A 25020-nucleotide genomic window follows, 5' to 3' on the forward strand; every position below is an offset into this window, starting at 1 on the left:
CGTTTTCGGTACCGAATCGGGAAACCCCGGTCACGCGCGCGTGCCGCCGGGGTCACTCCCCGCGAGCGGACGACGGGACTCCAGGCAAGCGGACGGGGTCACTCCTCGCGAGCGCCCGGGAGGTGCGGCAGGCGCTCGGCGGCGACCACGCCCTCCAGGTAGCCGCGGGCCCGCTCGGTGCGGGGGTACGCCTCCAGGAGCCGCCAGAACCCGGGGCCGTGCCCGGGGACGAGCAGATGGGCCAGCTCGTGCAGGAGGACGTAGTCGACGACGTACTCGGGCATGCCCTGGAGCCGGTGGGAGAGGCGGATGCTGCCCTCGGAGGGCGTGCAGGAGCCCCAGCGGGTGTTCTGGTTGGTGACCCAGCGCACGGAGCTGGGGCGGGCCCGGCCGCCGAAGTACTGCTCGGACAGCCGCAGCGACCGCTCGGTCAGCTCGCGGTCCCCGAGGACGCTGCGGCTCTCCTGCGCGGCGAGTTTGTCCAGCATCACGCCGACCCAGCGGCGCTCCTCGGCCTCGGACATCCGGGCCGGGATCAGCACCACGGTCCGGTCGCCCTCGCGGTAGGCCGAGACGGTTCTGCTCCGTCGTGGGCTTCTGCGGACCTCGACCGCACTCGTCCCCGCACCGCGGTGCGGCTTGTCGGTCACGCTGCGCTGTGGGTCGGCGGGCACGGCCCCGACGTTACCCGCTGTCAGCGGGGGAAGTCCCGCCTCCGGAGTGGTTTCGGCAACGATCCGCTCACACCTCACACGATTCGAATGACTAATCCCCTCGCCTGTGGACAACTTTCGGCGGCCGTCACGGCGGAGGGGCATTCTCGACTCGGACGGCGAAAGGCCGTTGTCGATCATGAAGCTGTCGATCATGAATGGGGGGCGGGGGAAATGCATCCGATGGTGAAACCGGCGCTGCGGCGCGCCTGGCGGAGTCTTCGCAGCGTGCAGTTCGGGGTCACCCCCGCGCACGCGGTGGTGCTCGATCCGGTCGACCGGGCGACGGGCACCCTGCTCGGGCTGCTCGACGGCACCCGCGGCACCGAGCTGCTCCGGGCCGAGGCGAGGACCCTGGGCCTGCCGTCCGGACGCCTCGACGCACTGCTCGGGCGGCTCGAGTCGGCGGGACTCCTCGCCGACGCCTCGACCGGCCGGCCGGGGAGGCCCGGGCCGACGGCCGGCGCGGTGGACAGCGCCCTCGATCCGCTCCGCGCCGATCTCGCCTCCCTCTCCGTCGTCCACCCCGAGCCGGACCGGGCGGTCCGGACCCTGGCGGCCCGGCGCGCCGTGCGCGTCCAGGTCCGGGGCGCGGGGCGGGTGGGGGCGATGGTGGCGGTGCTGCTCGCGGCGGCGGGCGTGGGCGGGGTCGAGGTCGTCGACTCGGGCCGGGTCGAGCCCTGGGAGACGGCCCCGGGCGGGCTGCCGGCCGAGGCGGTCGGCGAGCGCCGGGCGACGGCGGTCCGCCGGCTGGTCGGCCGGTGGCGGAGGTCACGCGTCCCGGGCGGGCCGGGTGAGGGCTCCGGCGGGGTCGGGCTGTCACTCGTCGTGGTGACGCCGCGGGACGGTCTCGGCGCGTACGTCCCCGATCCGATTCCGGCTCAGCGGTGGGTCACCACGGGGACCCCTCATCTGTACGCCGGGGTCATCGAGGCGACGGGAGTCGTCGGGCCGCTCGTCCTGCCGGGCGGCACGGCGTGCGCGCGGTGTCTTCAGGAGGAGCGGACGGACCGGGACTCGGACTGGCCGCGGCTGCTCGCCCAGTGGCGCTCCGGCGCCCGGCATCCCCTGCCCGCCTGCGACCTGGGGCTCGCGACGGCGGTGGCCGGTCTCGCCGCCGCGCACGCGCTGGCCTTCCTCGACGGAGACCTCCCGGCGAGCACCGGCACCCGCTGGGAGACGTCGCTGCCGCTGCTGGAGTGGCGGGCGGAGCGGCTGAGACCCCATCCGGCCTGCCCCTGCGGGGCGGCGCGTGGCGGAGAGGGGGAGCGCGCCTCGGCAGCGGGAGGCGCGCAGGACACAATGGCGGGGTAACGGCCCTGCGCGGCACGGCAGGGGTAACCGACCTGCGCGGCACGGCAGTCTGGGTTTTGGAGGGGCGTATGTCTGATCTTCCCCGGAAGGCGGTCACCCGGACCGCCAAGTTGGCGGCGCTGCCGCTCGGCTTCGCGGGCCGGGCCACCTGGGGCCTGGGCAAGCGGATCGGCGGGAGATCGGCGGAGCTCGTCGCCCGCGAGCTCCAGCAGCGCACGGCCGAGCAGCTGTTCAAGGTGCTCGGTGAGCTCAAGGGCGGGGCGATGAAGTTCGGGCAGGCGCTGTCCGTCTTCGAGTCGGCCCTTCCCGAGGAGGTGGCCGGGCCCTACCGGGCGGCCCTGACGAAGCTTCAGGACGCGGCGCCGCCGATGCCGACGCGCACCGTGCACGCCGTCCTCGAAGAGCGGCTGGGCGAGGAGTGGCGGGAGCTGTTCCTGGAGTTCGAGGACAAGCCGGCGGCGGCCGCGTCGATCGGGCAGGTGCACCGGGCCGTGTGGCACGACGGGCGCGAGGTCGCCGTGAAGGTGCAGTACCCGGGCGCCGGTGAGGCACTGCTCGCGGACCTGACGCAGCTGAGCCGCTTCGCCAGGCTGCTCGGCCCGCTGATTCCCGGCATGGACATCAAGCCGCTGATCACCGAGATGCGGGACCGGGTCTCGGAGGAGCTGGACTACGCCCTGGAGGCGGCGGCCCAGCAGGCGCACGCGGAGGAGTTCGCCGACGACCCCGACGTGCTGGTGCCGGCGGTGGTGCACCGGTCGGACCAGGTCCTGGTGACCGAGTGGATGGACGGCATCCCGCTCGCGGAGGTGATCGCGGACGGTACGGAGGAGCAGCGCGACCGGGCGGGCCAGCTCCTGGCCCGCTTCCTCTTCTCGGGCCCCGCGCGCACCGGTCTGCTGCACGCCGATCCGCACCCGGGGAACTTCCGGCTGCTTCCGGGCGCCGACGAGGCCGAGGGCCCGGAGGGATGGCGGCTCGGGGTGCTCGACTTCGGCACGGTGGACCGGCTGCCGGGCGGGCTGCCGGAGACGATCGGCACCTGTCTGCGGATGACGCTGGAAGGTGAGGCCGAGACCGTCTACGAGCTGCTGCGGGAGGACGGCTTCGTCAAGAAGTCCGTCGCGCTCGACCCCGACGCGGTCCTGGAGTACCTGCTGCCGATCATCGAACCGGCGGAGGCGGAGTCCTTCCTCTTCACCCGCGGCTGGATGCGCACCCAGGCGGCCCGCATCGCCGACCCGCGCTCCCCCGCCCACCAGTTGGGCAAGCAGCTCAACCTGCCGCCCTCGTACCTGCTGATACACCGGGTGACGCTGAGCACCATCGGGGTGCTGTGCCAGCTGAACGCGACGGTGCGCCTGCGGGCCGAGCTGGAGGAGTGGCTGCCGGGCTTCGTGGCGGCCGCCTCGGACTGACGGGGTCACCACCAGGAGGAGTCGAGGCGGCCTTCGATCGCACGGATGTTGGCGCGGGCGCAGTCCTCGCAGAAGTAGCTGCGCCGGCCGTTCTCCACCGAACAGGTCCAGGTCAGCGGCAGGGTGTCGGCCGTCTTGCCGCAGCGCGCGCAGACGAGGGGCCCCTCGGGGGTACGGGCGTCGTTCACCCTCGTGACGATAACCCGACGAAGCGCCGGGGACCCGACAACGCACCGCGGGGGCCGGTCCGTTCGGACCGGCCCCCGTGGGGGCGCCCCTGGGGGCGCGGTGTGATCACCGCATGGCGTTCGTCAGTGCATGACGGCCATGGCCAGCGCGCGGCGGGCGCGCAGCGAGACGCGCTCGGCGCGGCGCTGCATGCGTCGGGCGGCGACCAGGCGCACGGCCTGGCGTTCCGCGTCGGCCTCGCGGTGGCGCTCGTGCATATGGGCACGGGCGAGGGCTTCTGGGGCGAGTTGCATTTCACGGGTCCTGTTCTGACGCGCGGTGGGCGCGGCGGAGGGGAAGAAGACTGGGGTCGCGGAGCCGGCGGGCTCGCTGCTGGAAGAGGTCATCGGGGCCTGCTTCTGGGGATCGTGCGTGAGGGGGCGGTCGATGGTTCCGGTGGCGCTCATGCCGCGACCGGGTTCTTGCGCGGACGGCCACGGGGCCGCTTGCGGGCGACGACCACGCCCTGGACGAAGAGCTCGCCACCCCAGACGCCCCACGGCTCGCGCCGCTCCTGGGCGCCGGCGAGGCAGGCGGCCACGAGGGGGCAGGTCCGGCAGAGGGACTTCGCGTACTCGACGTCGGCCGGGGACTCCGCGAAGAAGACCTCGGGGTCGTAGGCGCGACAGGGGACGGGGACGCCGAGGTTCTCGATGGCGTCGTCAAGCGCGGTGAGCGTGCTGAGGGGGGTCAAAGTGGGGTCCTCCGTGGGGCGGCCGGGCTGGGCGATCGATTCGGAAGGCGGTACGGACGGGGCGTGCGCTTCGAGTTGCACGGTGGTCTTTCCTCGTCTGGTCGTTCCGGCCTGTTGACCGGGGTTTCGGCTGGTACCGGGGTGCGTCTGTCCCGAGGCGTCCTCGTGTCGTCGTCCCCGTTCGGGGACAAACAAAAGGGCCGCGGATCCCGGGTGGGGTTCCGCGGCCCTGAAGGCGCCGGTCTGATCATGGATCAGACTGGATCACTCCAGGGTTCGAGCCCACGGAAGGCCCACATCTTGTGGTCGTGCGTCGTCGTCTGCTGCTGGGTGCCGGCACCGGTCGCCGCAAAGGCATAGGCCGTGGCCTTGCCTGCTGCTCCTGCTTCCAGTGCCTTGGTCGGTCGCTCATTGCGAAGCTCCACGGCAGGCCGCAGACCGGCACCGGCAAGGCCGGAGACGGGCAGACGGGTGCCAATGAACGCCGAGGCGGAGAGGCCGAGCGAGCAGGCGGAGACGACGGAGCGATCGGTCATTTTGGCGGTGCTGACGAAGCCGGCACGGCTGATGAAGCTGGCGGTGCTGGTCTGAATGACGTTGCTGATCACGTGGAATCGCCTCCTCTCGGCGTCTCGGAGGGCTCGGGTGCGAGCCGGACCCTCATGTTTATTTGGACAAGTACAGCACAGAGACAGGGCTTCTCAGAAGCCGCTGTTTCCGTGGTTAAGAACCTATGGGGCTTGACGGGGCGGGCGCAAACTATTTTTCCCACGAGTTTCGCTCAACTGTCGTCGAGGCCCGCCCCGCCGTCCCCACCTGCGCAGATGGCCAGGACGTCGGCGCCGTAGCGGTCGAGCTTGCGGGCGCCGACTCCGGAGATCGAGGAGAGCTCCCCGCCGGTGGCGGGGACCCGCTCGGCGATGGCCATCAGCGTCTTGTCGGTGAACACGCAGTACGCCGGCTGGCCGAGCTCCCTGGCCTGCTCGGCACGCCAGTCGCGGAGCCGCTCGTACAGCCCCTCGTCCATGTCCGATGGGCAGTCATCGCAGCGCATGAGCTTCATGGCGCCCGCCTCGGTGAGCGTCGCCCCGCAGACCCGGCAGCGCACGGGGCCGCGCGGCTTGCGGCGGCCGGCGGCGGCGCCCCGCTCGAAGGAGCCGGATCCGCCCGAGGCGACCGTGCCGAGGGAGCCTGAGCCGGGCCGCAGGCCCTTGAGGAAGCGGCTGGGGCGCCGGGAGGCCCGGCCACCCGGGGAGCGGGAGAGCGCCCAGGACAGCGTGAGGTGGAGCCGGGCGCGGGTGACGCCGACGTACAGCAGGCGCCGCTCCTCCTCGATCTGCTCGTCGGTCTTGGCGTAGGTGATGGGCATCATGCCCTCGGTGAGGCCGACCAGGAAGACGGCGTCCCATTCGAGGCCCTTGGCGGAGTGCAGCGAGGCGAGGGTGACGCCCTGCACGGTCGGCGCGTGCTGCGCCGCGGCCCGCTCGTCGAGCTCGGCGACCAGGTCGGAGAGGGTGGCCCCGGAGCGGGCGCGGGCGAAGTCCTCGGCGAGCCGGACGAGGGCGGCGAGGGACTCCCAGCGGTCCCGGACGGCCCCGGAGCCCGAGGGCGGCTGCGAGGTCCAGCCCTTGGTCGAGAGGACGGCCCTGACCTGTGCGGGCAGGTCCTCGGCGTCGTCGAGGAGGGAGTCGTTGCCCCCGGCGCGGGCCGCGCCGCGCAGCGCGATGCCCGCCTCCCGCACCTCCTGGCGCTCGAAGAAGCGCTCGGCGCCGCGCAGCTGGTAGGGCACTCCGGCGTCGGCGAGTGCCTGCTCGTACACCTCGGACTGGGCGTTGATCCGATAGAGGACGGCGATCTCGCCGGCCGGGACGCCGGCGGCGATGAGGTCCCGGATGCGGCGCGCGGTGCCCTCGGCCTCGGTCGGCTCGTCCGCGTATTCCGTGTAGACGGGGTCGGGGCCGGGGTCGCGCTGGGAGATCAGCTCCAGGCGGTGCTCGGCGGCCCTGCCGCGGGCCTGGCTGAGCAGTCCGTTGGCCAGGTGGACGACCTGGGGGGTCGAGCGGTAGTCGCGGACCAGCTTGACCACCGTGGCCCCGGGGTGGCGGGTGCGGAAGTTCAGCAGGTGGTCGGGCGTGGCTCCGGTGAAGGAGTAGATGGTCTGGCTCGCGTCGCCGACGACGCAGAGGTTGTCGCGGTCGCCGAGCCACAGGTCGAGGAGCCGCTGCTGGAGCGGGGAGACGTCCTGGTACTCGTCCACGACGAAGTGCTGGTACTGGCTGCGGATCTGGTCGGCGATGTCGTGCCGGTCCTGGAGGATGCCGACGGTGAGCAGCAGCACGTCCTCGAAGTCGATCACCGAGCGGTCGCGCTTCAGCTGCTCGTACATCGCATAGATCTGGCTGATCTCCGCCGGGTCGCGGGGGGCGTCCCGGTGGGCCTTGGCGACGATGGCCGGGTAGTCGGCGGGGACGGTCTGGGTGACCTTGGCCCACTCGATCTCGCCGGTCACGTCCCGCAGCTCGTTCCGGTCGAGCCGGATCCGGCAGCGGGCCGCGGCGTCGGCGACCAGCTGGATCTTCCGCTCCAGGAGCCGGGGCAGGTCGCCACCGACTGCTTTCGGCCAGAAGAACTGGAGCTGCCGGAGGGCCGCGGAGTGGAAGGTGCGCGCCTGGACCCCGCCCGCGCCGAGCTGCCGGAGCCGGCCGCGCATCTCGCCCGCGGCGCGGTTGGTGAACGTGACGGCCAGCACACTGGCGGGCTGGAGTCTGCCCGACCGCACCCCGTACGCGATGCGGTGGGTGATCGCCCGCGTCTTGCCCGTGCCGGCGCCCGCCAGGACGCACACCGGGCCGGTCAGGGCCAGGGCGACCTCGCGCTGCTCCGGGTCGAGCCCGTCGAGCACCGCGTCGGCCGTCTCCGGTACCTGCGGGAAGAGAGTGGAGTGCGTTGCTGCTGTCACCCCCCAATGCTGCCAGGTCCGCCGAGCTCGCCGCGGAGGCTTGTCCACAGGCGGCGTCCGCGGTCATACGAATTCCGGGAATGGCCGGGACACGGCGTACGTTCTCCCTCTCGGCACCCGTCAGCGAACCAAGAGGAGCGCCTCGCCATGCAGGGCACTGTGACGATGTACAGCACCACGTGGTGCGGCTACTGCCGTCGGCTGAAGAGCCAGATGGACCGCGAGGGCATCGCGTACACGGAGATCAACATCGAGCAGGACCCCGACTCGGCGGCCTTCGTCGAGAAGGCGAACGGCGGAAACCAGACCGTTCCGACCGTCCTCTTCCCGGACGGCTCGACCCTGACGAACCCGAGCCTCGCCCAGGTGAAGCAGGCGCTCAGCGTCTGAGCCACCCGGCCCCGCGCAGGAGGAACCCCCGACCGGTACGGACCGGCCGGGGGTTCTTCGTACGCGCGGAACGTGTCGTACGTCTCAGATCACGTCGCCCGGCTTCGGCAGCGGCTTGCCGTACCAGCGCTCGATCAGCCGGGAGGCGATCGAGATGCCGTACGGCGGGATCACCTCGCCCGACTCGAAGGCGGCGGCCAGGTCGTCGCGGGAGAACCAGCGGGCCTCGTGGATCTCCTCGCCGTCCACGGTGATCTCCGAGGAGGTCGCGCGGGCGAAGAAGCCGAGCATCAGGCTGGACGGGAACGGCCAGGGCTGGCTGGCGACGTACTCGACCTCGCCGACCGTGACACCGGCCTCCTCGAAGACCTCGCGGACCACCGACGCCTCGATGGACTCGCCGGGTTCGACGAAACCGGCGAGGGTCGAGAAGCGGCCCTCGGGCCAGTGGACCTGGCGGCCGAGCAGCGCCCGGTCCTCCTCGTCCGTGACCAGCATGATCACCGCGGGGTCGGTCCGCGGGTAGTGCTCGGCGCCGCACGCCTGGCAGCGGCGGATGTGCCCGGCGGCGGCGATGACCGTGCGCTCGCCGCAGCGCGAGCAGAAGCGGTGGAGGCGCTGCCAGTTCTCCAGGGCCACCGCGTGCACCATGAGGGCCGCGTCCCGGTCCGACAGCAGCAGTCCCGCCTCGCGGAGCCCGGCGGGCCGCGCGGACTGGTCCATGCGGCCGGGCAGGGAGTCCTTCTGGAGCGCGAAGTAGGAGACGCCGTCGGCGTCCGTGCCCAGGAAGTAGCGGTGGGTCTCGGTGACCGGGGCCTCGAAAGCCGGGGTCATGACGAGTTCGGTCGTGCCGTCCGCCGTGTCGTCGATCAGCACCTGGCCCCCGGAGACCACGAAGACCCGCGTGGTGGGGTGGCTCCAGGCCGCCGCCAGCCACGCCTCGTCGAGGCGGTGGTGCGCGGCACGGTCGATGCCGCTCGGAGCGGTGAGCGAGATCGGGCGATCCGCTGACGCGTTCTTCAAGGTGCTCACAGGTGCTTCCAACTCCCCCTGATCGGTGTGTGGGCCAGGGCCTGTCCGGCGGATCAGGGTCGGATGGGCCGCGGCGTCTGGTGCGGTGCTCGCAAGGCGCCGGAGCGCCTCGACAGCGGAGCTATTGGGGTGCTCCGGCAACGCGGCGAGGTGCCGTGCCGGACGCCGCGGACCCGGCGCTGATCCGCCGGACAGGCCCTGGGCGCTCGGCGACAGGCCCCAGGGCGGCGGGCAGGTCGCCCCAGAGGTGCGCGGTCGTCTCGACGCCCTTCATGAGGAGATCGAGTTCGATCTTCTCGTTCGGGGCGTGCCAGCCGTCGGACGGGACGGAGATGCCGAGGAACAGGACGGGTGCCTCCAGGACGTCCTGGAGGTCGGCGGCGGGCCCCGAACCGCCCTCGCGGGTGTAGCGGACCTTGGCGCCGTCGAAGGCCCGGCTCATGGCCCCGGCGACCGCCTTGAGGGCGGGGTGGTCGAGCGGGGTGAGGCAGGGGCGGGTCGGGGCGCCGAAGACGATCTCGTACCGGATGCCGGCGGGGACGAGACCGGCGAGCCAGTCCCGTACCGCGAGCTCGATCTTGGCCGGGTCCTGACCGGCGACCAGCCGGAAGGACAGCTTGAGCTGGGCGGAGGCGGGGACGATCGTCTTGCCGCCGGGGCCCTGGTAGCCGCCGCCGATGCCGTTGACCTCCGCGGTGGGGCGGGCCCAGACCCGCTCCAGGGTGGAGAAGCCGGCCTCGCCGAGGGTGCCGTGCGACTTCGCCGTGCGCAGCCAGGCGTGCTCGTCGAAGGGCAGTTCGGCGACGAGGGCGCGCTCGGCGTCGCTCAGCTCGGTGACTCCCTCGTAGAAGCCGGGGATCGCCACGTGCTCGTCCGCGTCGTGGAGGGCGGCGACGATCCGGCCGGCGACGGTGGCCGGGTTCGGCACGGCGCCGCCGAAGGAGCCGGAGTGGATGTCCTGGTCGGGGCCGTACAGCGCGATCTCGCAGTCGGCGACCCCGCGCATGCCGGTGCACACGGTGGGGGTGGTCTCGGACCACATGCCGGTGTCGGAGACGATCACGGCGTCGGCGGCGAGGCGCTCGGCGCGCGTCTCGACGAGGGTCCGGAAGTGCGGGGACCCGGACTCCTCCTCGCCCTCGACGATCAGCTTGAGGTTGACGGCGGGCGCGGTGCGGCCGGTGACGGCGAGGTGCGCACGGACGCCGAGGGTGTGGAAGAACACCTGCCCCTTGTCGTCGGCCGCCCCGCGCGCATACATCCGTCCGTCGACCACGGTCGGCTCGAACGGGTCCGTGTGCCACCCGTCCTCGCGGGCGGCGGGCTGCACGTCGTGGTGGCCGTAGACCAGGACCGTCGGCGCGTCCGGGTCGTCGGAGGGCCACTCGGCGAAGACGGCGGGAGCGCCGTCCGTCTCCCAGACCTCGACCGTGGTGAAGCCGGTCTCGGTGAGCTTGGCGGCGAGCCACTCGGCACTGCGCCGTACGTCCCCGGCGCGGTCCGGCTGCGCCGACACGGAGGGGATGCGCAGCCACTCCGCGAGGTCGCCGAGGAAGGCGGCACGGTGCTGCTCGATGTACGTACGTACGGCGTGGACGGCGCTGTCCGGGGTCTCGCTCATGCCCCCGAGCCTATCCGGCGCCCGGGGGTGCCCCGCCCGGCAGGAGGGCCTGCTCGGCGTCGGGTGCCGGCTCTCCGAGGAGGAGGGCCTCCAGCTCGGCCCGGCCGGGCAGGCGGGTGGGGCGTGCGACCTCGCCCGTCCGCACGTAGACGAAGGCGGCGGCCACGTCCTGCGGCGCGAGACCGTGCTGCTCGGCCCAGGCGAGCCGGTAGATCGCGAGCTGGAGCGGGTCCGCGGTGCGCAGCCGGCTCGTCTTCCAGTCGACGATCTCGTACGCGCCGGAGTCCGGGTCCCGGTAGACGGCGTCGATCCGGCCCCGGACGACCCGGCCGCCGAGCGAGAGGTGCACGGGGACCTCGACGCGGTACGGGGTGCGGTGGGCGTACTCGGTACGGGCGAAGGCCTCCTTCAGCTCGTCGAGGTCCCGCTCGTCGAGGATCTCCGGCTCCCCCGCGAAGTCCTCCCCGCCGGGCAGGTCCTCGGGACCGAGGAACGGCAGCGGCAGCTCCTCGAACCGGGACTCCACCCACGCGTGGAACCGGGTGCCCCGGCGGGCCGCCGGCTGCGGGGCCTTCGGCATGGGCCGGGCCAGCTCCTGGGCGAAGCCGTCGGGGTCGGCGGCGAGGCGGAGGACCTGGGAGGCGGAGAGGTACGCGGGGAGGAGGACGTCACGGGTGGTGGCGCGGGAGCGGCGGAGTTCGGTGGTGAGGGCGGTGAGGTCGCGGTCCCAGGAGGCGATGGTTCGTGCGTCTTCGGGGGTGAGCCCGCCGTACGGCTCCGGCTCCGGCTCCGGCTCCGGCTCCGGGGGCAGGGACTCGGGCTCCCGGGGCGCCGGGACCGCGTCCGCGTGGGTGTCCTCGGGAAGGATCTCCTCGTCCCAGACGGGTTCCTCCTCGTCCGGCCACAGGTCCTCCGGGTGCGGGTCCTGGGCAGCCGGCGCCGTGCCGGTGGGGTGCCCCGCCGTTCCGCCCTGCGGCGCGATGGCCCACAACCGGGTGCGGACGAGCTCGGCGGCTTCCCGGCGGCGCCTGAACGACTCCCCGTCCAGCGGGAGCGGCCAGGTCTCGTCGCTCTCCGGCTCCGCCAGGGTCGGGTTCTTCGCGTCCTTCTCCGGTTCCTCCGCCCATGCCTCGATCTCCCCGTGGCCCTGCTCGCAGTGGGCGTACAGGGCGTGGAGGAAGTCCGACGGGCCTCGGGGCTTCTTCTGGGACGGGCCCCACCAGTGGGCCGAGCCGAGGAGGAGGCTGCGGGGTCGGGTGAAGGTGACGTAGCCGAGGCGGAGTTCCTCGGTGTGCTGGTGGTCCCGCATCTCGTTCTTGAAGGCCGTGAGGGCTTTCGCGTTCCAGGTGTCGACGGCCGGCAGCGTGGCCGCGTCGCCGCGCAGGGCGTGCGGGAGGACCTGCGGCTGCGAGGTCCACGACTCGCGGGCCCGGGCACTGGGGAACTGGCCGGTGACCAGGCCGGGGACGGCGACGACGTCCCACTCCAGGCCCTTGGACTTGTGGGCGGTGAGGACCTTGACGGTGTTCTCGCCGCCGGGCAGGGCGTTGTCGAGGCCCTTCTCGAACTGGACGGCCGTGCGCAGGAAGCCGAGGAACGCGAGGAGGCTCGCCTCGCCGTCCAGGGAGGCGAAGCCGGCGGCGATGTCGAGGAAGTGGCCGAGGGTCTCGCGGCGGCGGGCGGCGAGCGCGTGCGGGGAGGCGGAGAGTTCGACTTCGAGGCCGGTCGCCGAGAGCACCCGGTGCAGGACGTCCATGAGCGGGTCGGCGAGCGAGCCGCGCAGGGCGCGCAGCTCGGCGGCGAGGCGCGCGAAGCGGACCCGGGCGTCGGCGGAGAAGGCGAGGCCGTCGTCGGCGGCGCCGCCGGAGTCGAGGAAGGTGTCGAGCGCGTCGGCGAGGGAGACGACCTCGGCCGGGTCGACGCCCTCGACGGCGGCGGCGAGCCGCTGCTCGGGGTCGGGTTCGTCTCCGCCCCGGTGGACGAGGTGCCGGGCCCGCCGGCCGAGGAGGGCGAGGTCGCGGGGGCCGATGCGCCAGCGGGGGCCGGTGAGGAGGCGGACCAGGGCGGCGTTGGCCCCCGGGTCCTGGAGGACCTCGCAGACGGCGACCAGGTCGGCGATCTCGGGCAGGTGGAGCAGCCCGGAGAGGCCGACGACCTCGACGGGTACGTCACGGGCGACGAGGGCCGCGTGGATGGCGGGGAAGTCGGTGGCCGTGCGGCACAGGACGGCGATCTCGCCGGGCTCCCGGCCGGTGCGGACGAGGTGCGCGAGGGAGTCGGCGAGCCAGTCGATCTCCTCGGCGTGGGTGGGGAGGAGGGCGATGCGGACGCTTCCGTCGGCCTCGGCGCCGGGCCCGGGACGCAGCGCCTCCACGCCCGCGTGCATGGCGCGCAGGGGCGCGGCGAGTCCGTTGGCGAGGTCGAGGAGGCGGCCGCCGCTGCGCCGGTTCTCGGAGAGCGAGTAGCGGTCGGCGGGGCTGCCGTCCGCGTGCGGGAAGTGCTCGGGGAAGTCGTCGAGGTTGGCGACGGAGGCGCCGCGCCAGCCGTAGATGGCCTGGCAGGGGTCGCCGACGGCGGTCACCGCGTGGCCGGTCGGGCGCTGCGCGGTGCCCTGGCCGAAGAGTCCTGAGAGCAGCAGCCGCTGGGCGACGGAGGTGTCCTGGTACTCGTCGAGGAGGACGACCCGGAACTCGTCGCGGAGGATCTCGCCGACCTCGGGCCGGGTGGTGGCGAGTTCGGCGGAGCGGGCGATCTGGTCGCCGAAGTCGAGCAGGTCGCGGGAGCGCTTGGCGGCCCGGTAGCGGACGACGAGGTCGAGGAGTTCGCGGCGGGCGGTGGCGGCCTCGGGGATCTTGCGCAGCTCGGCGTTGCTGAGCTTGGTGCCGGCGAGGGCGGTGAGCAGCGCGGAGTCGTACGAGAGGAGTCTTTCCGGCGGTACGAGGTGTTCGGCGAGCTCGGCGTCGAGGGCGAGCAGGTCGGTGATCAGGGTCGTGAAGGAGCGGGTGAGCGCCGGGTACGGCCCGGGGGCCTCGCGCAGCACGCGGGCGGCGAGCTGGTAGCGGGTGGCGTCGGCGAGGAGCCGGGAGGTGGGTTCGAGCCCGATGCGCAGGCCGTGGTCGGTGAGGAGCCGGCCGGCGAACGCGTGGTACGTGGAGATCCGGGGTTCGCCCGGGGGGTTGTCGGGGTCGATGACGTCGGGGTCGGTGACCCCGGCGCGGACGAGGGCGGTGCGGACGCGCTCGGCGAGCTCTCCGGCGGCCTTGTTGGTGAAGGTGAGACCCAGGACCTGCTCGGGGGCGACCTGCCCCGTGCCGACCAGCCAGACCACCCGGGCGGCCATCACCGTCGTCTTGCCGGAGCCGGCTCCGGCCACGACGACCTGCGGGGCGAGCGGCGCGGTGATGCAGGCCGTCTGCTCCGGGGTGAACGGGATGCCGAGGAGCTCCTTGAGCTGCTCGGGGTCGGTGATGCGTGCGGTCACCTCAAAGAGGCTAACGCGGCGGACCGACAGTCCGGTCCGGTCCGGCCCTGATCCCGCGAGGGATCCTCGTCACGCGGGCGTGCCCCCGTCCAGCTTCGACAGGTCCACCGTCTCGTCGGCGGGCGGGACGACGACCCGGACGGGCTTGTCGTAGTCGGAGAGCACCATCGCGCCCGGTTCCTCGCCACCGGCCTTGACCATCTTCAGGATGTACGGCTTGCCCTCCTGGGACACGGACACGGTGGTGGTCTCGCCTTCGGCCTTCTTCTTGACCAGGGTCGCGACGGGGCTGCCGTCGACCTCGGCGTCGGGGCCCCTGGTCAGTCCGCGGCGCTCCTCCTTGTCCTCGCCGAGGTCGGCGAGGAGCGACTTCAGGTCGCAGACGCCGCTGAGGTCGGCGCTGCCGGCCTGCCCCGGGCCGATCTTCAGCCAGCGGCCCTTGACCAGCTCGACCGTCGCGTCGATCTGTGCGTCGGGCATGCCCTGGGAGGCCATGGAGACGCGCCAGAAGGCCTCGTCGCCCTTCATGTAGGTGATCCCGTCGATCTTGCGGAGCTCGGCGTTGCCGCCCTTGATCTTCATCACGCCGGTGCACTCGTCGCGGTCGTTCACGGCGAAGTCGATGTCGAGGGGCTGCCCCTCCGTGACGACCCGGCCGGTCATCCGGAGCGAGGTCGCCGACTGGGTCGCGGTGACCGCCTTGTCGCCGATCTCGTCGGCGGTGAGACCGGAGAACGGGTCGGGAGACGGCGCCGACACCGAGGGTGCGGCGGCCGCGGCGCCGGTCGTCGCGGCCCAGGCCGCGACGGGTGCGGGGCCCGTGACGACGGCGACGGCGCAGACGACGGCCGCGGCGCGGAGCTTTCGGTGGGACGCCATGCGAGCCTCCTCGCGGTTTCCCCGATCCCTGTCCACCAGGGTCTCCCCGCGCGCGCGTGCCCGCGACTCCGCGCCCCGGGCCCCCGTCAGTCGACGACCTGGCGGCCCTCCGGCTGGGCGCTGCACGAGGCGCGGAACGAGCAGTTCGTGCAGTGCTGGCCGGTGGTGGGGGTGAAGCGCTCGTCGAGGACCCGGCCCGCGGCGTTGGCGAGCAGCTCACCGACCCACTCCCCGGCGAGCGGGTCCTGTGCCTGGACCTTGGGGAGGGCGTCGCCGCCCTCCTTCTGCGGGGCGGCCTGCCGCAGCTGGACGAGTTCGGCGCCGCCGGGCTCCGGCCGCCGCCCGTCGAGGACCTCGTCGAGGGCGCCCTCGCGGACCGCGAGCTGGTAGACGGCGAGCTGCGGGTGCCGGGCGACCTCGTCCTTGGTGGGCGCCGACTTGCCGGTCTTGAAGTCGACGACGTAGGCGCGGCCGTGCTCGTCGGTCTCGACGCGGTCCATGGAACCGCGGATGCGGACCTCGTACGCGCCCGCCTCCAGGGTCACGTCGAAGCCGTGCTCCGAGGCGGCCGGGGTGCGGCCGCCGCGGTCCATGACGTGCCAGCTGAGGAAGCGTTCGAGCGCCACGCGCGCGTTCTGCTTCTCCTGGGCCGACTTCCAGGGGGCGTCGAACGCGAGGGCGTCCCACACGGAGTCCAGCCGGGCCATGAGGACGTCGAGGTCCGCGGGGGTACGGCCGGAGGCGACCTCGTCGGCGAGGACGTGGACGACGTTGCCGAAGCCCTGGGCGGCGGTGGCGGGGGCCGCGGCCTTGACCTCGCGGCCCAGGAACCACTGGAGGGAGCAGGTGCTCACCAGGTTGTCCAGGGAGCTCGGCGAGAGGGCGACGGGCCGGTCGCGGTCGCGCAGCGGCTCCGGGCTGCGGGTCGGCTCGAACAGGCCCCACCAGCGGTCCGGGTGGGCGGCCGGGACCAGCGGCTGGCCGTCCTCGTCGGTGAGGGCGGCCAGCTCGGCGAGGCGCTGGGCGGCGGCCTCGCGGAGCGCGGGCGAGGCGTCCGGGTCGACGGTGGTGGCACGCAGCTCGGCGACGAGCGCGGAGACGGCCAGGGGGCGGCGGGGGCGGCCGGGCACGTCCTTCGGCTCGGCGCCGAGTTCGGTGAGGAAGCGGGAGGGCTGGTCGCCGTCCTCGGCCGCGGCCTTCACGGCGGTGACGACGAGCCGGTCACGCGCGCGCGTCGCGGCCACGTAGAAGAGGCGGCGCTCCTCGGCGAGGAGGGCGCCGGGGGTGAGGGGCTCGGCGAGGCCGTCGCGGCCGATGCGGTCGGCCTCCAGGAGGGAGCCGCGACGGCGCAGGTCGGGCCAGAGGCCCTCCTGGACCCCGGCGACGACGACGAGACTCCACTCCAGGCCCTTGGAGCGGTGGGCGGTCATGAGGCGGACGGCGTCGGGGCGGGTGTGGCGGCGGGTGAGGGTGTCGGCGGCGATGTCCTGCGCGTCGAGTTCTTCGAGGAAGTTGAGGACACCTCGGCCGCCGACGCGTTCCTCGGCGCGGGCGGCGGTCTCGAAGAGGGCGCAGACGGCGTCGAGGTCCCGGTCGGCGTTGCGGCCCGCGGGCCCGCCGCGGAGCGCGGCCCGCTCGAGCCGGCCGGGCCAGGGGGTGCCGCTCCAGAGCACCCAGAGGGCCTCCTCGGCGGTGCCGCCGTCGGCGAGGAGGGTGCGGGTGTCACGGAGCAGGTCGCCGAGCCGCTTCGCACCGCGGGCGTGGGCGGGGTCGTGGGCGGCGAGGCGCTCGGGCTCGGCGAGGGCGCGGGCGAGGAGGACGTCGGAGGGTGGCGGGACCTTGTCTCCCGCGGCGCGCGCCTCGTCGCGCAGGGCGCGGCCCAGGCGGCGGAGGTCGGCGGGGTCGACGCCGGCGAGGGGGGAGGCGAGGAGTTCGAGCGCGGTCTCGGTCGTCAGCCACGTGCGGGTGTCTTCCGGCTGCGCCGGCGCGGAGCCCGGGGGCGTGTCCTCTTCGTCGTGCTCGGCGGGTGCGGGGTCCGCGAGGTCCCGGCCCGGTGCGGGCCTGCCGGCGGCCTGAGCCACCGCCCTCAGCGCCAGCAGCAGGGGGGCCACCGCCGGTTCGTGGCGCAGCGGGGTGTCCGCCGCGTCCGTCTCCACCGGGACACCCGCGGAGGTGAGGGCGCGGCGGAGGGACGGGAGGTGGGCGGCGGCCCGGGTGAGGACGGCCATGTGGTGCCAGGGGACGCCGTCCTCCAGGTGGGCGCGGCGCAGCAGGTCGGCGATGTTCTCGGCCTCCGCCGAGGCCGTCGGGTACGTGTACGCCTCCGCAAGGCCGCCGTCCCGCGCCGCGGTGAGGTCGCGGTGGGCGCGGACCTTGTCGGCGGGGAGCCGGGGCATCGGCATCCGCTGGGCGAGCAGCCGGGTCGCGGCGAGGAGCTCGGCGCCCGAGCGGCGCGCGGTGCGCAGGACCCGGACGTCCGCGCCGCCGAAGGAGGCGGGGAAGTCGAGGATGCCGTTCACGTCGGCACCCCGGAAGGCGTAGATGGACTGGTCGGGGTCGCCGAAGGCGACGACCGTGCTCCCGCCCGTAGCCCGGCCACCCCTCGCGGACGCCCTTTCGGCGGCCCCGGCCCCGGTCGGACCGCCCGCGAGGGCGTGCAGCAGCCGGACCTGTGCCGGGTCGGTGTCCTGGTACTCGTCGACGTAGATCGCGTCGTAGGCGGGGAGGCTGATGTCCTCGGCGAGGAGTACGGCCCGGTGGACGAGCTCCGTGTAGTCGAGGACGCCCTGGAGGTCGAGGACGTCGAGGTACTCGGCGAGGAAGCCGGCCGCGGCCTTCCAGTCGGGCCGGCCGACCCGTTCGGCGAAGCGGGCGAGGGCGTCCGGTCCGAGGCCGAGTTCGCGGGAGCGCGCGAGGACGGCGCGTACCTCGTCGGCGAAGCCGCGGGTGGTGAGGCAGGCGCGGAGTTCGTCGGGCCAGCGGATGCTCCCGAGCCCGGCCTTCTCCAGGTCGATGTGGCCGGCGAGCAGTTCGCGTACGGCGAGGTCCTGCTCGGGTCCGGAGAGCAGCCGCAGGGGTTCGGCGAAGAGTTCGGCGTCCTGGTGGGCGCGGATCAGGGCGTAGCAGTACGAGTGGAAGGTGGTGGCCTGCGGCGGGCGGCGGCCGCCGAGCCGGGCGGCCATGCGGTCGCGGAGTTCGACGGCGGCCTTGCGGCTGAAGGTGAGGACGAGGAGCCGTTCGGGGTCGGCGCCGTTCTCCATCCGGGCGGCGACGGCCTCGACCAGGGTCGTCGTCTTGCCGGTGCCGGGGCCGGCGAGGACGAGAAGAGGTCCGCCGTCGTGGTCAACCACTTCGCGTTGGGTTGCGTCCAGCTGAGGGGAATCCATCGGGGCCGGCGTGGTGCGCACCAGTCGGTACGCGCCCGGGTTCCGCGGCCGTCCCGAACCCGGGTACGGCTGTCCCTGGTGCGGCGGCGTACGCCGGGTGGTCGAGGAGGTACTCACGTGGGTCGCCGGTCCTGGTGGGAGTGGTGGTGCGGGTGAGGCGGCCGTCCGCCGCGGCCGGCCGTCGGGCTCGCCGGCCCGCCGTCGCCTCGGGAGACGCGAACGTCGACGTTACGCGAAACGACCCGCCGCCGAGCCGTACTCCGCGCCCCGTTCCGTACCGCGTACGTCCCCTCCGGCGCCGCTCACGCCCCGCCCCGCCCGGTCGTCCCCGGTCGGCGGGCTCAGGTGTGAGTTCCGTCCCAGCGCGCCCGCCGCATGTCGATCCTCGGCAGGTGCCCCTCGGCCGCCGGGCCCCGCTCGCGCAGCGGCGTGCCCTCCTCGCGGTAGCGGTCGAGGGCCCTCAGCTCGTGCCCGGGGAGCAGCGTGCCGTCCGAGCGGACCACCCGCCACCAGGGCGCCGTCCCGCCGTACAGGGCCATGACCCGGCCGACCTGGCGGGGCCCGCCCTCGCCCAGCCATTCGGCGACGTCGCCGTAGGTCATCACCCGGCCGGGCGGGATCCCGTCGGCGACGTCGAGCACCCGTTCCGCGTACTCGGGCAGTTCTGCGGTCTCCCCCACGGGCACCTCCATGCTCATCCGCCCCATCCTGCCTCACCCCACCGACATGGCCCTGATGCCTCCGCGCGGCGGCTCTTCGTGCCACCATCGTGCGGGCGGTGACTGGTGATACGAGATCAAGAGCGACAAGTACAAGAACAAGAGCGAGAACAACAGCGAGAAACACAGCCCGGACAACAGCGAGAACGAGAACGACACGACGCGCATGCAGAGACGGACATGGTGATGGCCCCGGACACCCAGCCCCCCGAGGAGGGCCAGGCCGACGTGCCCGAGCGGGTCTCCGGCGACGAGCCGCTGCTCGCCGCCCGGGTCCACCGCCCCTCGGACCTGATGCGGCTGCTCGCCGGGCTGCTCGCCATCGGGCTCGTCATCGCCGTCGCCGCGTTCGCCCACGCGACCACCTCGGGCCTCGAGGAGGACATCAACAAGGGCGCCGTCGGCGCACCCGACGTCTTCGTCAAGATCGCCGGTCTCGTCTCGTCCATCGCCGTCCTGCTCGTCCCCGTCGCCTTCGCCATCGAACGCCTGATCAAACGTGACGGGCTGCGCATCGCGGACGGCGTCCTCGCCGCCGTGCTCGCACACGGTCTCACCCTCGCCACCGACCTCTGGGTCGCCCAGGCCGCGCCCGGCACCATCCAGGACGCGCTGACCCAGCCGGCGTCCGGCGGCGGGCTCACCGACCCGGTGCACAACTACCTCGCCCCGGTGATCGCGTACATGACCGCCGTCGGCATGGCCCGCAGACCCCGCTGGCGGGTGTCGCTCTGGGTGGTGCTGCTCCTCGACGCGTTCACCATGCTGGTGGCCGGCTACACCACCGCGCTCTCGATCATCCTGACCGTCCTGATCGGCTGGACCGTGGCGTACGGCACGCTGTACGCGGTCGGCTCCCCCAACGTCCGGCCCACCGGGCAGACCCTCCTCGCCGGTCTGCGCCGGGTCGGCTTCCGGCCCGTCACGGCGCTGCGCGCCGAGGGCGTGCCCGACTCGTCCGACAGCGGCGACCGGGGCCGCCGGTACATCGTGACCCTGGAGGACGGGCCGCCGCTCGACGTCACCGTCGTCGACCGCGAGCAGCAGGCGCACGGCTTCTTCTACCGCGCGTGGCGGCGGATCACCCTGCGGACGATCACCACCCGCCGGTCGATCGTCTCGCTGCGCCAGGCCCTGGAGCAGGAGGCGCTCCTCGCGTACGCGGCGATCGCCGCCGGGGCGAACGCGCCGAAGCTGATCGCCACCTCCGAGCTCGGCCCGGACGCCGTGATGCTCGTCTACGAGCACATCGGCGGCCGCAGCCTCGACTCGCTCGACGACGACGACATCACCGACGCACTGGTCCGCAGCGCCTGGCGGCAGGTACGGGCGCTCCAGTCGCGCCGGATCGCCCACCGCCGGCTCACGGGCGACGCGATTCTGGTGGATCGTTCCGGCAGGGTGATCCTCACCGATCTGCGCGGCGGCGAGATCGCGGCCGGCGATCTGATCCTGCGGATGGACATCGCCCAGCTGCTCACCACCCTCGGCCTGCGGGTCGGTGCCGAGCGCACGGTCGCCGCGGCCGTCGAGGTGCTCGGCCCGGACGCCGTCGCCGACTGCCTGCCGCTGCTCCAGCCCATCGCCCTGAGCCGCTCCACGCGCGCGACGCTGCGGAAACTGGCCCGGGAGCGGTCGGCCCGGGAGCGGGAGGCCGTGCTCGCCGCCTCGGAGGCGGCCAAGCACGAGCGGGAACTGGCGAAGGCCCAGGCCGCGGAGGCGGCCGCGGACCCGACGGCCGCCCGGGCCGAGACCAAGGCCGAGAAGAAGGCGGACAAGAAGGCCGAGAAGCGGGCCCTGGACACGGCACTCGACGAGGCCCGCGAGGAGGACCTGCTGGCCCAGATCCGGCAGCAGGTGCTGCTCATCCGCCCGCTTGCGCCGGCGGAGCCGGTCCGCCTGGAGCGGATCAAGCCGCGGACCCTGGTCAGTCTGATCGCGGGCGCGGTCGCCGCGTACTTCCTGCTGTCGCAGATCTCACGGACCCCGCTGTCGACGATCAGCGAGGCGGACTGGCGGTGGGTCGCGGCCGCGGTGCTGTTCTCCGCCCTCAGCTATGTGGCGGCGGCGATGAGCCTGCTCGGCTTCGTGCCGGAGCGGGTCGGGTTCTGGCGGACGGTGGTGGCGCAGGTCGCCGGCTCGTTCGTGAAGATCGTCGCCCCGGCGGCGGTCGGCGGCGTCGCCCTGAACACCCGCTTCCTCCAGCGCTCGGGAGTACGGCCGGGACTCGCGGTGGCGAGCGTCGGCGCCTCCCAGCTCTTCGGGCTCGGAGCGCACATCCTGCTCCTCCTCGCCTTCGGCTATCTGACGGGAACGGAGCGGTCGCAGTCCTTCACCCCGTCGAGGACGGTCATCGCCGGGCTCCTCACGGTCGCGGTGCTCGTGCTCGTCGTGACGGCGATCCCGTTCATGCGGAAGTTCGTCTCGACGCGGCTGCGCTCGCTCTTCGCCGGCGTGGTGCCGCGCATGCTGGACGTGCTCCAGCGGCCGATGAAGCTGGTCACCGGCATCGGCGGGATGCTGCTGCTCACCCTCACCTTCGTGCTCTGCCTGGACGCCTCGATCCGGGCCTTCGACCACAACAACGTGTCGATCAGCTACGCGAGCGTGGCGGTCGTCTTCCTCGCGGGCAACGCGCTCGGCTCGGCGGCGCCGACCCCCGGCGGCGTGGGAGCGGTCGAGACCGCGCTCACCTTCGGTCTGGTGGCGGTCGGCCTCCCCATCGAGGTCGCGACCCCGGCCGTGCTGCTCTACCGCCTGCTGACCCTGTGGATCCCGGTCCTCCCCGGCTGGCTCTGCTTCAACTGGCTGACGAAGCGCGAAGCACTGTAGGCGGCCGGGTCGCGTCCCGGGCCACCCGCATGGACCCCCGTCCCGCGCGGCGGCGGGGGCGGCGGCCCACCATGGGCCTATGCCGATCTCCGCCGCCCAGCGCGCCGCTCTGCTCACCGCCACCACCGTGCTGCTCGCCGCCGGGTGCTCCGACGGCGGCGACAAGGCGGAGGGGACGCAGCCGAGCGGGACGGCGGGGCTCTCCGCGCTCGCGGCACAGAAGCTGTCCTGGGCACCGTGCCCGGCGCCGTCCGCCGCCGAAGGCGGCGGACCCGCGCCCTCCCCGCTGCCCGGGGGCGCCACCTGGGAGTGCTCCTTCCTCCAGACCCCCCTCGACTGGTCGGTACCGGACGGCGAGACCATCGAGCTCGCGCTGATCCGGGCCCGCGCCCGCGACCAGGACCGGCGGATCGGTTCGCTCGTCTTCAACTTCGGCGGGCCGGGCGGCTCGGGCGTCACCGCGCTGCCCGGGTTCGCCAACGAGTACGAGGCCCTGCGCGGCCGCTACGACCTGGTCTCCTTCGACCCGCGCGGGGTGGGCCGCAGCGACCCGGTGGAATGCCTCACCGACAAGGAGCTCGACGCCTACTACGCCCTCGACTTCACGCCCGACGACGAGGCCGAGGAGCGGACGCTCTCCGACGCGCAGAAGAGATACGCGGCCGGCTGCGAGAGGGACGCCGGCCCGGCCCTGCCGCACGTCGGCACCGAGAACGCCGCCCGGGACATGGATCTGATGCGCCAGGTCCTCGGCGACGACAAGCTCCACTACTTCGGCATCTCGTACGGCACCGAACTCGGCGGCGTCTACGCCCACCTCTTCCCGAAGAACGTCGGCCGGGCCGTCTTCGACGCGGTCGTCGATCCGGACGCCGGCGTCGAGGAGGGGGCACTCGGCCAGGCGAAGGGCTTCCAGCTCGCCCTGGACAACTTCGCCCAGGACTGCGTGGACCGCGGCGACGCGTGCACCCTGCCCGGCTCGACCGTCGCCGAGATCGAGGCCTTCGTGATCGATCTCCTCGCCTCCCTCGACAAGGAGCCGATCCCGGGCATCGGCGACCGCAAGCTCACCCAGACACAGGCCACCAACGGCATCGCGCAGGCCCTCTACTCCAAGGAGTACTGGACCTACCTGGAGCAGGGCCTCTCCGACGCCGAGGGCGGCGACGGGGCACTGCTCCTCACCCTCTCCGACTCCATGAACGGGCGCGGCCAGAACGGCTCCTACAGCAACATCCAGGCCGCCAACGCCGCCATCAACTGCGTCGACTTCAAGGAGCGCTACACCCTCGGCCAGGCCAAGGAACGCCTCCCCCAGTTCCGCGAGGCCTCCCCCGTCTTCGGCGACTTCATGGGCTGGGCGCTCTCCAGCTGCTCGCAGTGGCCGGTGCCCGGGACCTGGGAGAACCCGGACGTCTCCGCTCCGGGCGCGGCGCCGATCCTGGTCGTCGGCAACACCGGCGACCCGGCCACCCCCTACGAGGGCGCCCGCTCGATGGTGAAGGCGCTCGGCGACGGGGTCGGCGTGGAGCTGACGTACGAGGGCGAGGGCCACGGCGCGTACAACAGCGGCAGCGCGTGCGTGAAGAAGGCGGTCGACGCCTACCTCCTGGACGGCAAGGTCCCGGTCTCCGGCACCGTCTGCAAGTAGCCCGGAGGGCTCCCCCTAGGATGGGCCGCCCTGTCGGGCTCCTGGGGGGAACACATGTCCATACGCATACGGGTGGCGGTCCTGGCCGTCACGGGCCTGCTGGTCGCGGGCTGCACGAGCGCCGGCGGCGGGGCACCCGCCACCACCCCGGGCGCGAGGACGGCCACGACCGACGCCAAGCCGTCGGCCACCGCCGCCACCCCCTCGGCCACCGCCGCCACTCCCCCGCTGCCCGCCTCCCTCACCGGTCAGCGCCCCGACTGGAAGGCCTGCCCGGCCCCGGGTCCCGGCGGGGCGAAGCCCGGCAAGAACTGGCGCTGCGCGACCGTGAAGGTGCCGCTCGACCACGCGAAGCCCGAGGGCGCGACGATCCCGATCGCCCTGATCCGCAAGGAGGCGGGCCGCAAGGCCGACCGCATCGGCTCCCTGCTCTTCAACTTCGGCGGCCCCGGCGCCTCCGGCGTCGACATCATGCCGCAGGTCGAGGAGGACTACGGCACACTCGCCGAGCGCTACGACCTGGTGGGCTTCGACCCGCGCGGCGTCAACCGCAGCTCCGGTGTCGTCTGCCGGACCGACGCCGAACAGGCCGCCGCCGAGGCCACCGTCGACCTCACTCCGGACTCGGCCGACGAGGAGGCCGCGTACCTCGAGGACAACGCCGCCTTCGCCGCCGGCTGCGCCCGCCGCTCCGCCGAGATCATCCCGCACACCACGACCACCGCCACCGCCCGCGACCTGGACCTGATCAGGCGGGTCCTCGGCGACGACCGGCTCCACTACTTCGGCATCTCGTACGGGACACAGCTCGGCGGCACGTACGCGCACCTCTTCCCGCAGAACGTGGGCCGGCTCGTCCTCGACGCGGTCGTCGACCCGACCGCCGACACCGTGGGCCACGCCCGCCACCAGACGATCGGCTTCCAACGGGCCCTGGGCAACTACCTGAAGAGCACCGGCCAGGACCCCGAGGACGGGACCGAGCGGATCGCGCGCCTGCTGCGGAAGCTCGACCGCGCCCCGCTGACCGTCGGCGAACGGAAGCTCACCGAGGGCCTGGCGCTCACGGGCATCGCGGTGACGCTGTACGGGCAGTCCAACTGGCCCCTCCTGACGTCGGCCCTCGCGGACGCCGAGAAGGGGCGCGGCGGCGCCCTGCTCGAACTCGCCGACTACTACAACGACCGTGACGCGAACGGCCACTACGCCACCCAGACGCACTCGCAGCGGGCGATCTCCTGCGCCGACTCCAGCGCGCGGCCGACCGCCGCGGAGGCGAAGGCACTGATCCCCGAATTCCGGCGGCTCTCCCCCGTGTTCGGCGCGTTCCTCGCCTGGGACACGGCCGGCTGGTGCGCCGAATGGCCGGTGAAGGGCGAGCGGGCGACCCCGGAGGCGAGCGCCCCGGGCGCCGCCCCGGTCCTCGTCGTCGGCACGACGGGCGACCCGGCGACCCCGTACGAGGGCGCGGAGAAGATGGCGAAGGAACTCGGCACGGGTGTCGGCGTCCTGGTCACCAACGAGGGCGAGGGCCACGGCGCGTACGGCACGTCGTCGTGCGTGACGGCGACGATCGACGCGTACCTCCTGGAGGGCAAGGTCCCCGCGTACGGCAAGACCTGCTCCGGCGGAGCGGCTCGTACCGGGGCGTGACCCGCGACGGCGCATGAGAAGGGGCCCGGATCTCGTGTCGAGATCCGGGC

General features: G+C 73.5%; 18 protein-coding genes. 6 read left to right on the forward strand and 12 right to left on the reverse strand.

The features are described from left to right. Positions 1–98: 98 nt before the first annotated feature. Positions 99–674 (reverse strand): M48 family metallopeptidase, encoded by a 576-nt coding sequence (locus tag ACIP84_RS25340; RefSeq protein WP_187622408.1) that lies wholly within the window; start codon positions 672–674, stop codon positions 99–101. 213 nt (positions 675–887) lie between these two features. Here ACIP84_RS25340 and ACIP84_RS25345 point away from each other — a divergent pair, with 213 nt between their 5' ends. Together ACIP84_RS25345 and ACIP84_RS25350 are read left to right on the forward strand one after the other, a co-directional pair. After that, complete coding sequence (locus ACIP84_RS25345) at positions 888–2027, forward strand: TOMM precursor leader peptide-binding protein (RefSeq protein WP_355962466.1); 1140 nt, start codon at positions 888–890, stop codon at positions 2025–2027. 68 nt (positions 2028–2095) lie between these two features. Next, positions 2096–3445: an ABC1 kinase family protein gene (locus ACIP84_RS25350; protein ID WP_401800488.1), complete on the forward strand. Its 1350-nt coding sequence runs from the start codon at positions 2096–2098 to the stop codon at positions 3443–3445. A gap of 5 nt (positions 3446–3450) precedes the next feature. Here the strand turns inward: ACIP84_RS25350 and ACIP84_RS25355 are convergent, their stop codons facing one another. The 5 genes from ACIP84_RS25355 to ACIP84_RS25375 form a co-directional block, all read right to left on the reverse strand. Further along, positions 3451–3633, reverse strand: a complete 183-nt coding sequence (locus tag ACIP84_RS25355) for a hypothetical protein (protein WP_055600984.1) — start codon at positions 3631–3633, stop codon at positions 3451–3453. 123 nt (positions 3634–3756) lie between these two features. Further along, a complete protein-coding gene (locus tag ACIP84_RS25360; protein WP_355962459.1) occupies positions 3757–4080 on the reverse strand; it encodes a hypothetical protein in 324 nt (107 codons plus the stop codon). Next, positions 4077–4448, reverse strand: a complete 372-nt coding sequence (locus ACIP84_RS25365) for a WhiB family transcriptional regulator (protein ID WP_030320770.1) — start codon at positions 4446–4448, stop codon at positions 4077–4079. Before ACIP84_RS25365 ends, ACIP84_RS25360 begins: the two co-directional genes overlap by 4 nt. 173 nt (positions 4449–4621) lie before the next feature. Next, positions 4622–4903: a hypothetical protein gene (locus tag ACIP84_RS25370; RefSeq protein ID WP_355962562.1), complete on the reverse strand. Its 282-nt coding sequence runs from the start codon at positions 4901–4903 to the stop codon at positions 4622–4624. A gap of 245 nt (positions 4904–5148) precedes the next feature. Then, complete coding sequence (locus ACIP84_RS25375) at positions 5149–7326, reverse strand: ATP-dependent DNA helicase UvrD2 (protein ID WP_355962456.1); 2178 nt, start codon at positions 7324–7326, stop codon at positions 5149–5151. A 147-nt stretch (positions 7327–7473) separates the two neighbouring features. Between ACIP84_RS25375 and ACIP84_RS25380 the strand changes: the two genes are divergently transcribed. Then, the gene (locus ACIP84_RS25380) at positions 7474–7716 is read left to right on the forward strand and encodes a mycoredoxin (protein WP_073912119.1); all 243 of its coding nucleotides are present in this window, start codon (positions 7474–7476) and stop codon (positions 7714–7716) included. An 84-nt stretch (positions 7717–7800) separates the two neighbouring features. Here ACIP84_RS25380 and nudC read toward each other — a convergent pair whose 3' ends face one another. From nudC to ACIP84_RS25410, 6 genes are all read right to left on the reverse strand, one after another. Next, positions 7801–8748 (reverse strand): NAD(+) diphosphatase, encoded by a 948-nt coding sequence (gene nudC, locus ACIP84_RS25385; RefSeq protein ID WP_401800492.1) that lies wholly within the window; start codon positions 8746–8748, stop codon positions 7801–7803. A 121-nt stretch (positions 8749–8869) separates the two neighbouring features. Further along, on the reverse strand, positions 8870–10369 hold the full coding sequence (locus tag ACIP84_RS25390) for a dipeptidase (protein ID WP_401800495.1): 1500 nt from the start codon (positions 10367–10369) through the stop codon (positions 8870–8872). 10 nt (positions 10370–10379) lie between these two features. Then, on the reverse strand, positions 10380–13850 hold the full coding sequence (locus tag ACIP84_RS25395; RefSeq protein ID WP_401800498.1) for a UvrD-helicase domain-containing protein: 3471 nt from the start codon (positions 13848–13850) through the stop codon (positions 10380–10382). Between the two features lie 69 nt (positions 13851–13919). Continuing rightward, a complete protein-coding gene (locus ACIP84_RS25400; RefSeq protein WP_401800500.1) occupies positions 13920–14729 on the reverse strand; it encodes a hypothetical protein in 810 nt (269 codons plus the stop codon). An 86-nt stretch (positions 14730–14815) separates the two neighbouring features. Beyond that, entirely contained in the window at positions 14816–18232 is a 3417-nt protein-coding gene (locus tag ACIP84_RS25405; protein WP_401800502.1) for an ATP-dependent helicase, read from the reverse strand. 224 nt (positions 18233–18456) lie between these two features. Further along, positions 18457–18813, reverse strand: a complete 357-nt coding sequence (locus tag ACIP84_RS25410) for an MGMT family protein (RefSeq protein WP_401800504.1) — start codon at positions 18811–18813, stop codon at positions 18457–18459. 201 nt (positions 18814–19014) lie between these two features. On the opposite strand from ACIP84_RS25410, the gene ACIP84_RS25415 reads away from it, so the two are divergent. From ACIP84_RS25415 to ACIP84_RS25425, 3 genes are all read left to right on the forward strand, one after another. Continuing rightward, positions 19015–21666 carry a flippase-like domain-containing protein gene (locus ACIP84_RS25415; RefSeq protein WP_401800506.1) on the forward strand — a complete coding sequence of 884 codons (2652 nt, stop codon included), beginning with the start codon at positions 19015–19017 and terminating at the stop codon, positions 21664–21666. A gap of 79 nt (positions 21667–21745) precedes the next feature. Beyond that, positions 21746–23317 (forward strand): alpha/beta hydrolase, encoded by a 1572-nt coding sequence (locus ACIP84_RS25420; RefSeq protein ID WP_401800508.1) that lies wholly within the window; start codon positions 21746–21748, stop codon positions 23315–23317. Positions 23318–23371: 54 nt separating this feature from the next. After that, complete coding sequence (locus ACIP84_RS25425) at positions 23372–24970, forward strand: alpha/beta hydrolase (RefSeq protein ID WP_401800510.1); 1599 nt, start codon at positions 23372–23374, stop codon at positions 24968–24970. Positions 24971–25020: the final 50 nt, after the last annotated feature.

The sequence above is a fragment of the Streptomyces sp. NPDC088707 genome (assembly GCF_044752725.1).
In the GTDB taxonomy this organism is placed as follows: domain Bacteria; phylum Actinomycetota; class Actinomycetes; order Streptomycetales; family Streptomycetaceae; genus Streptomyces.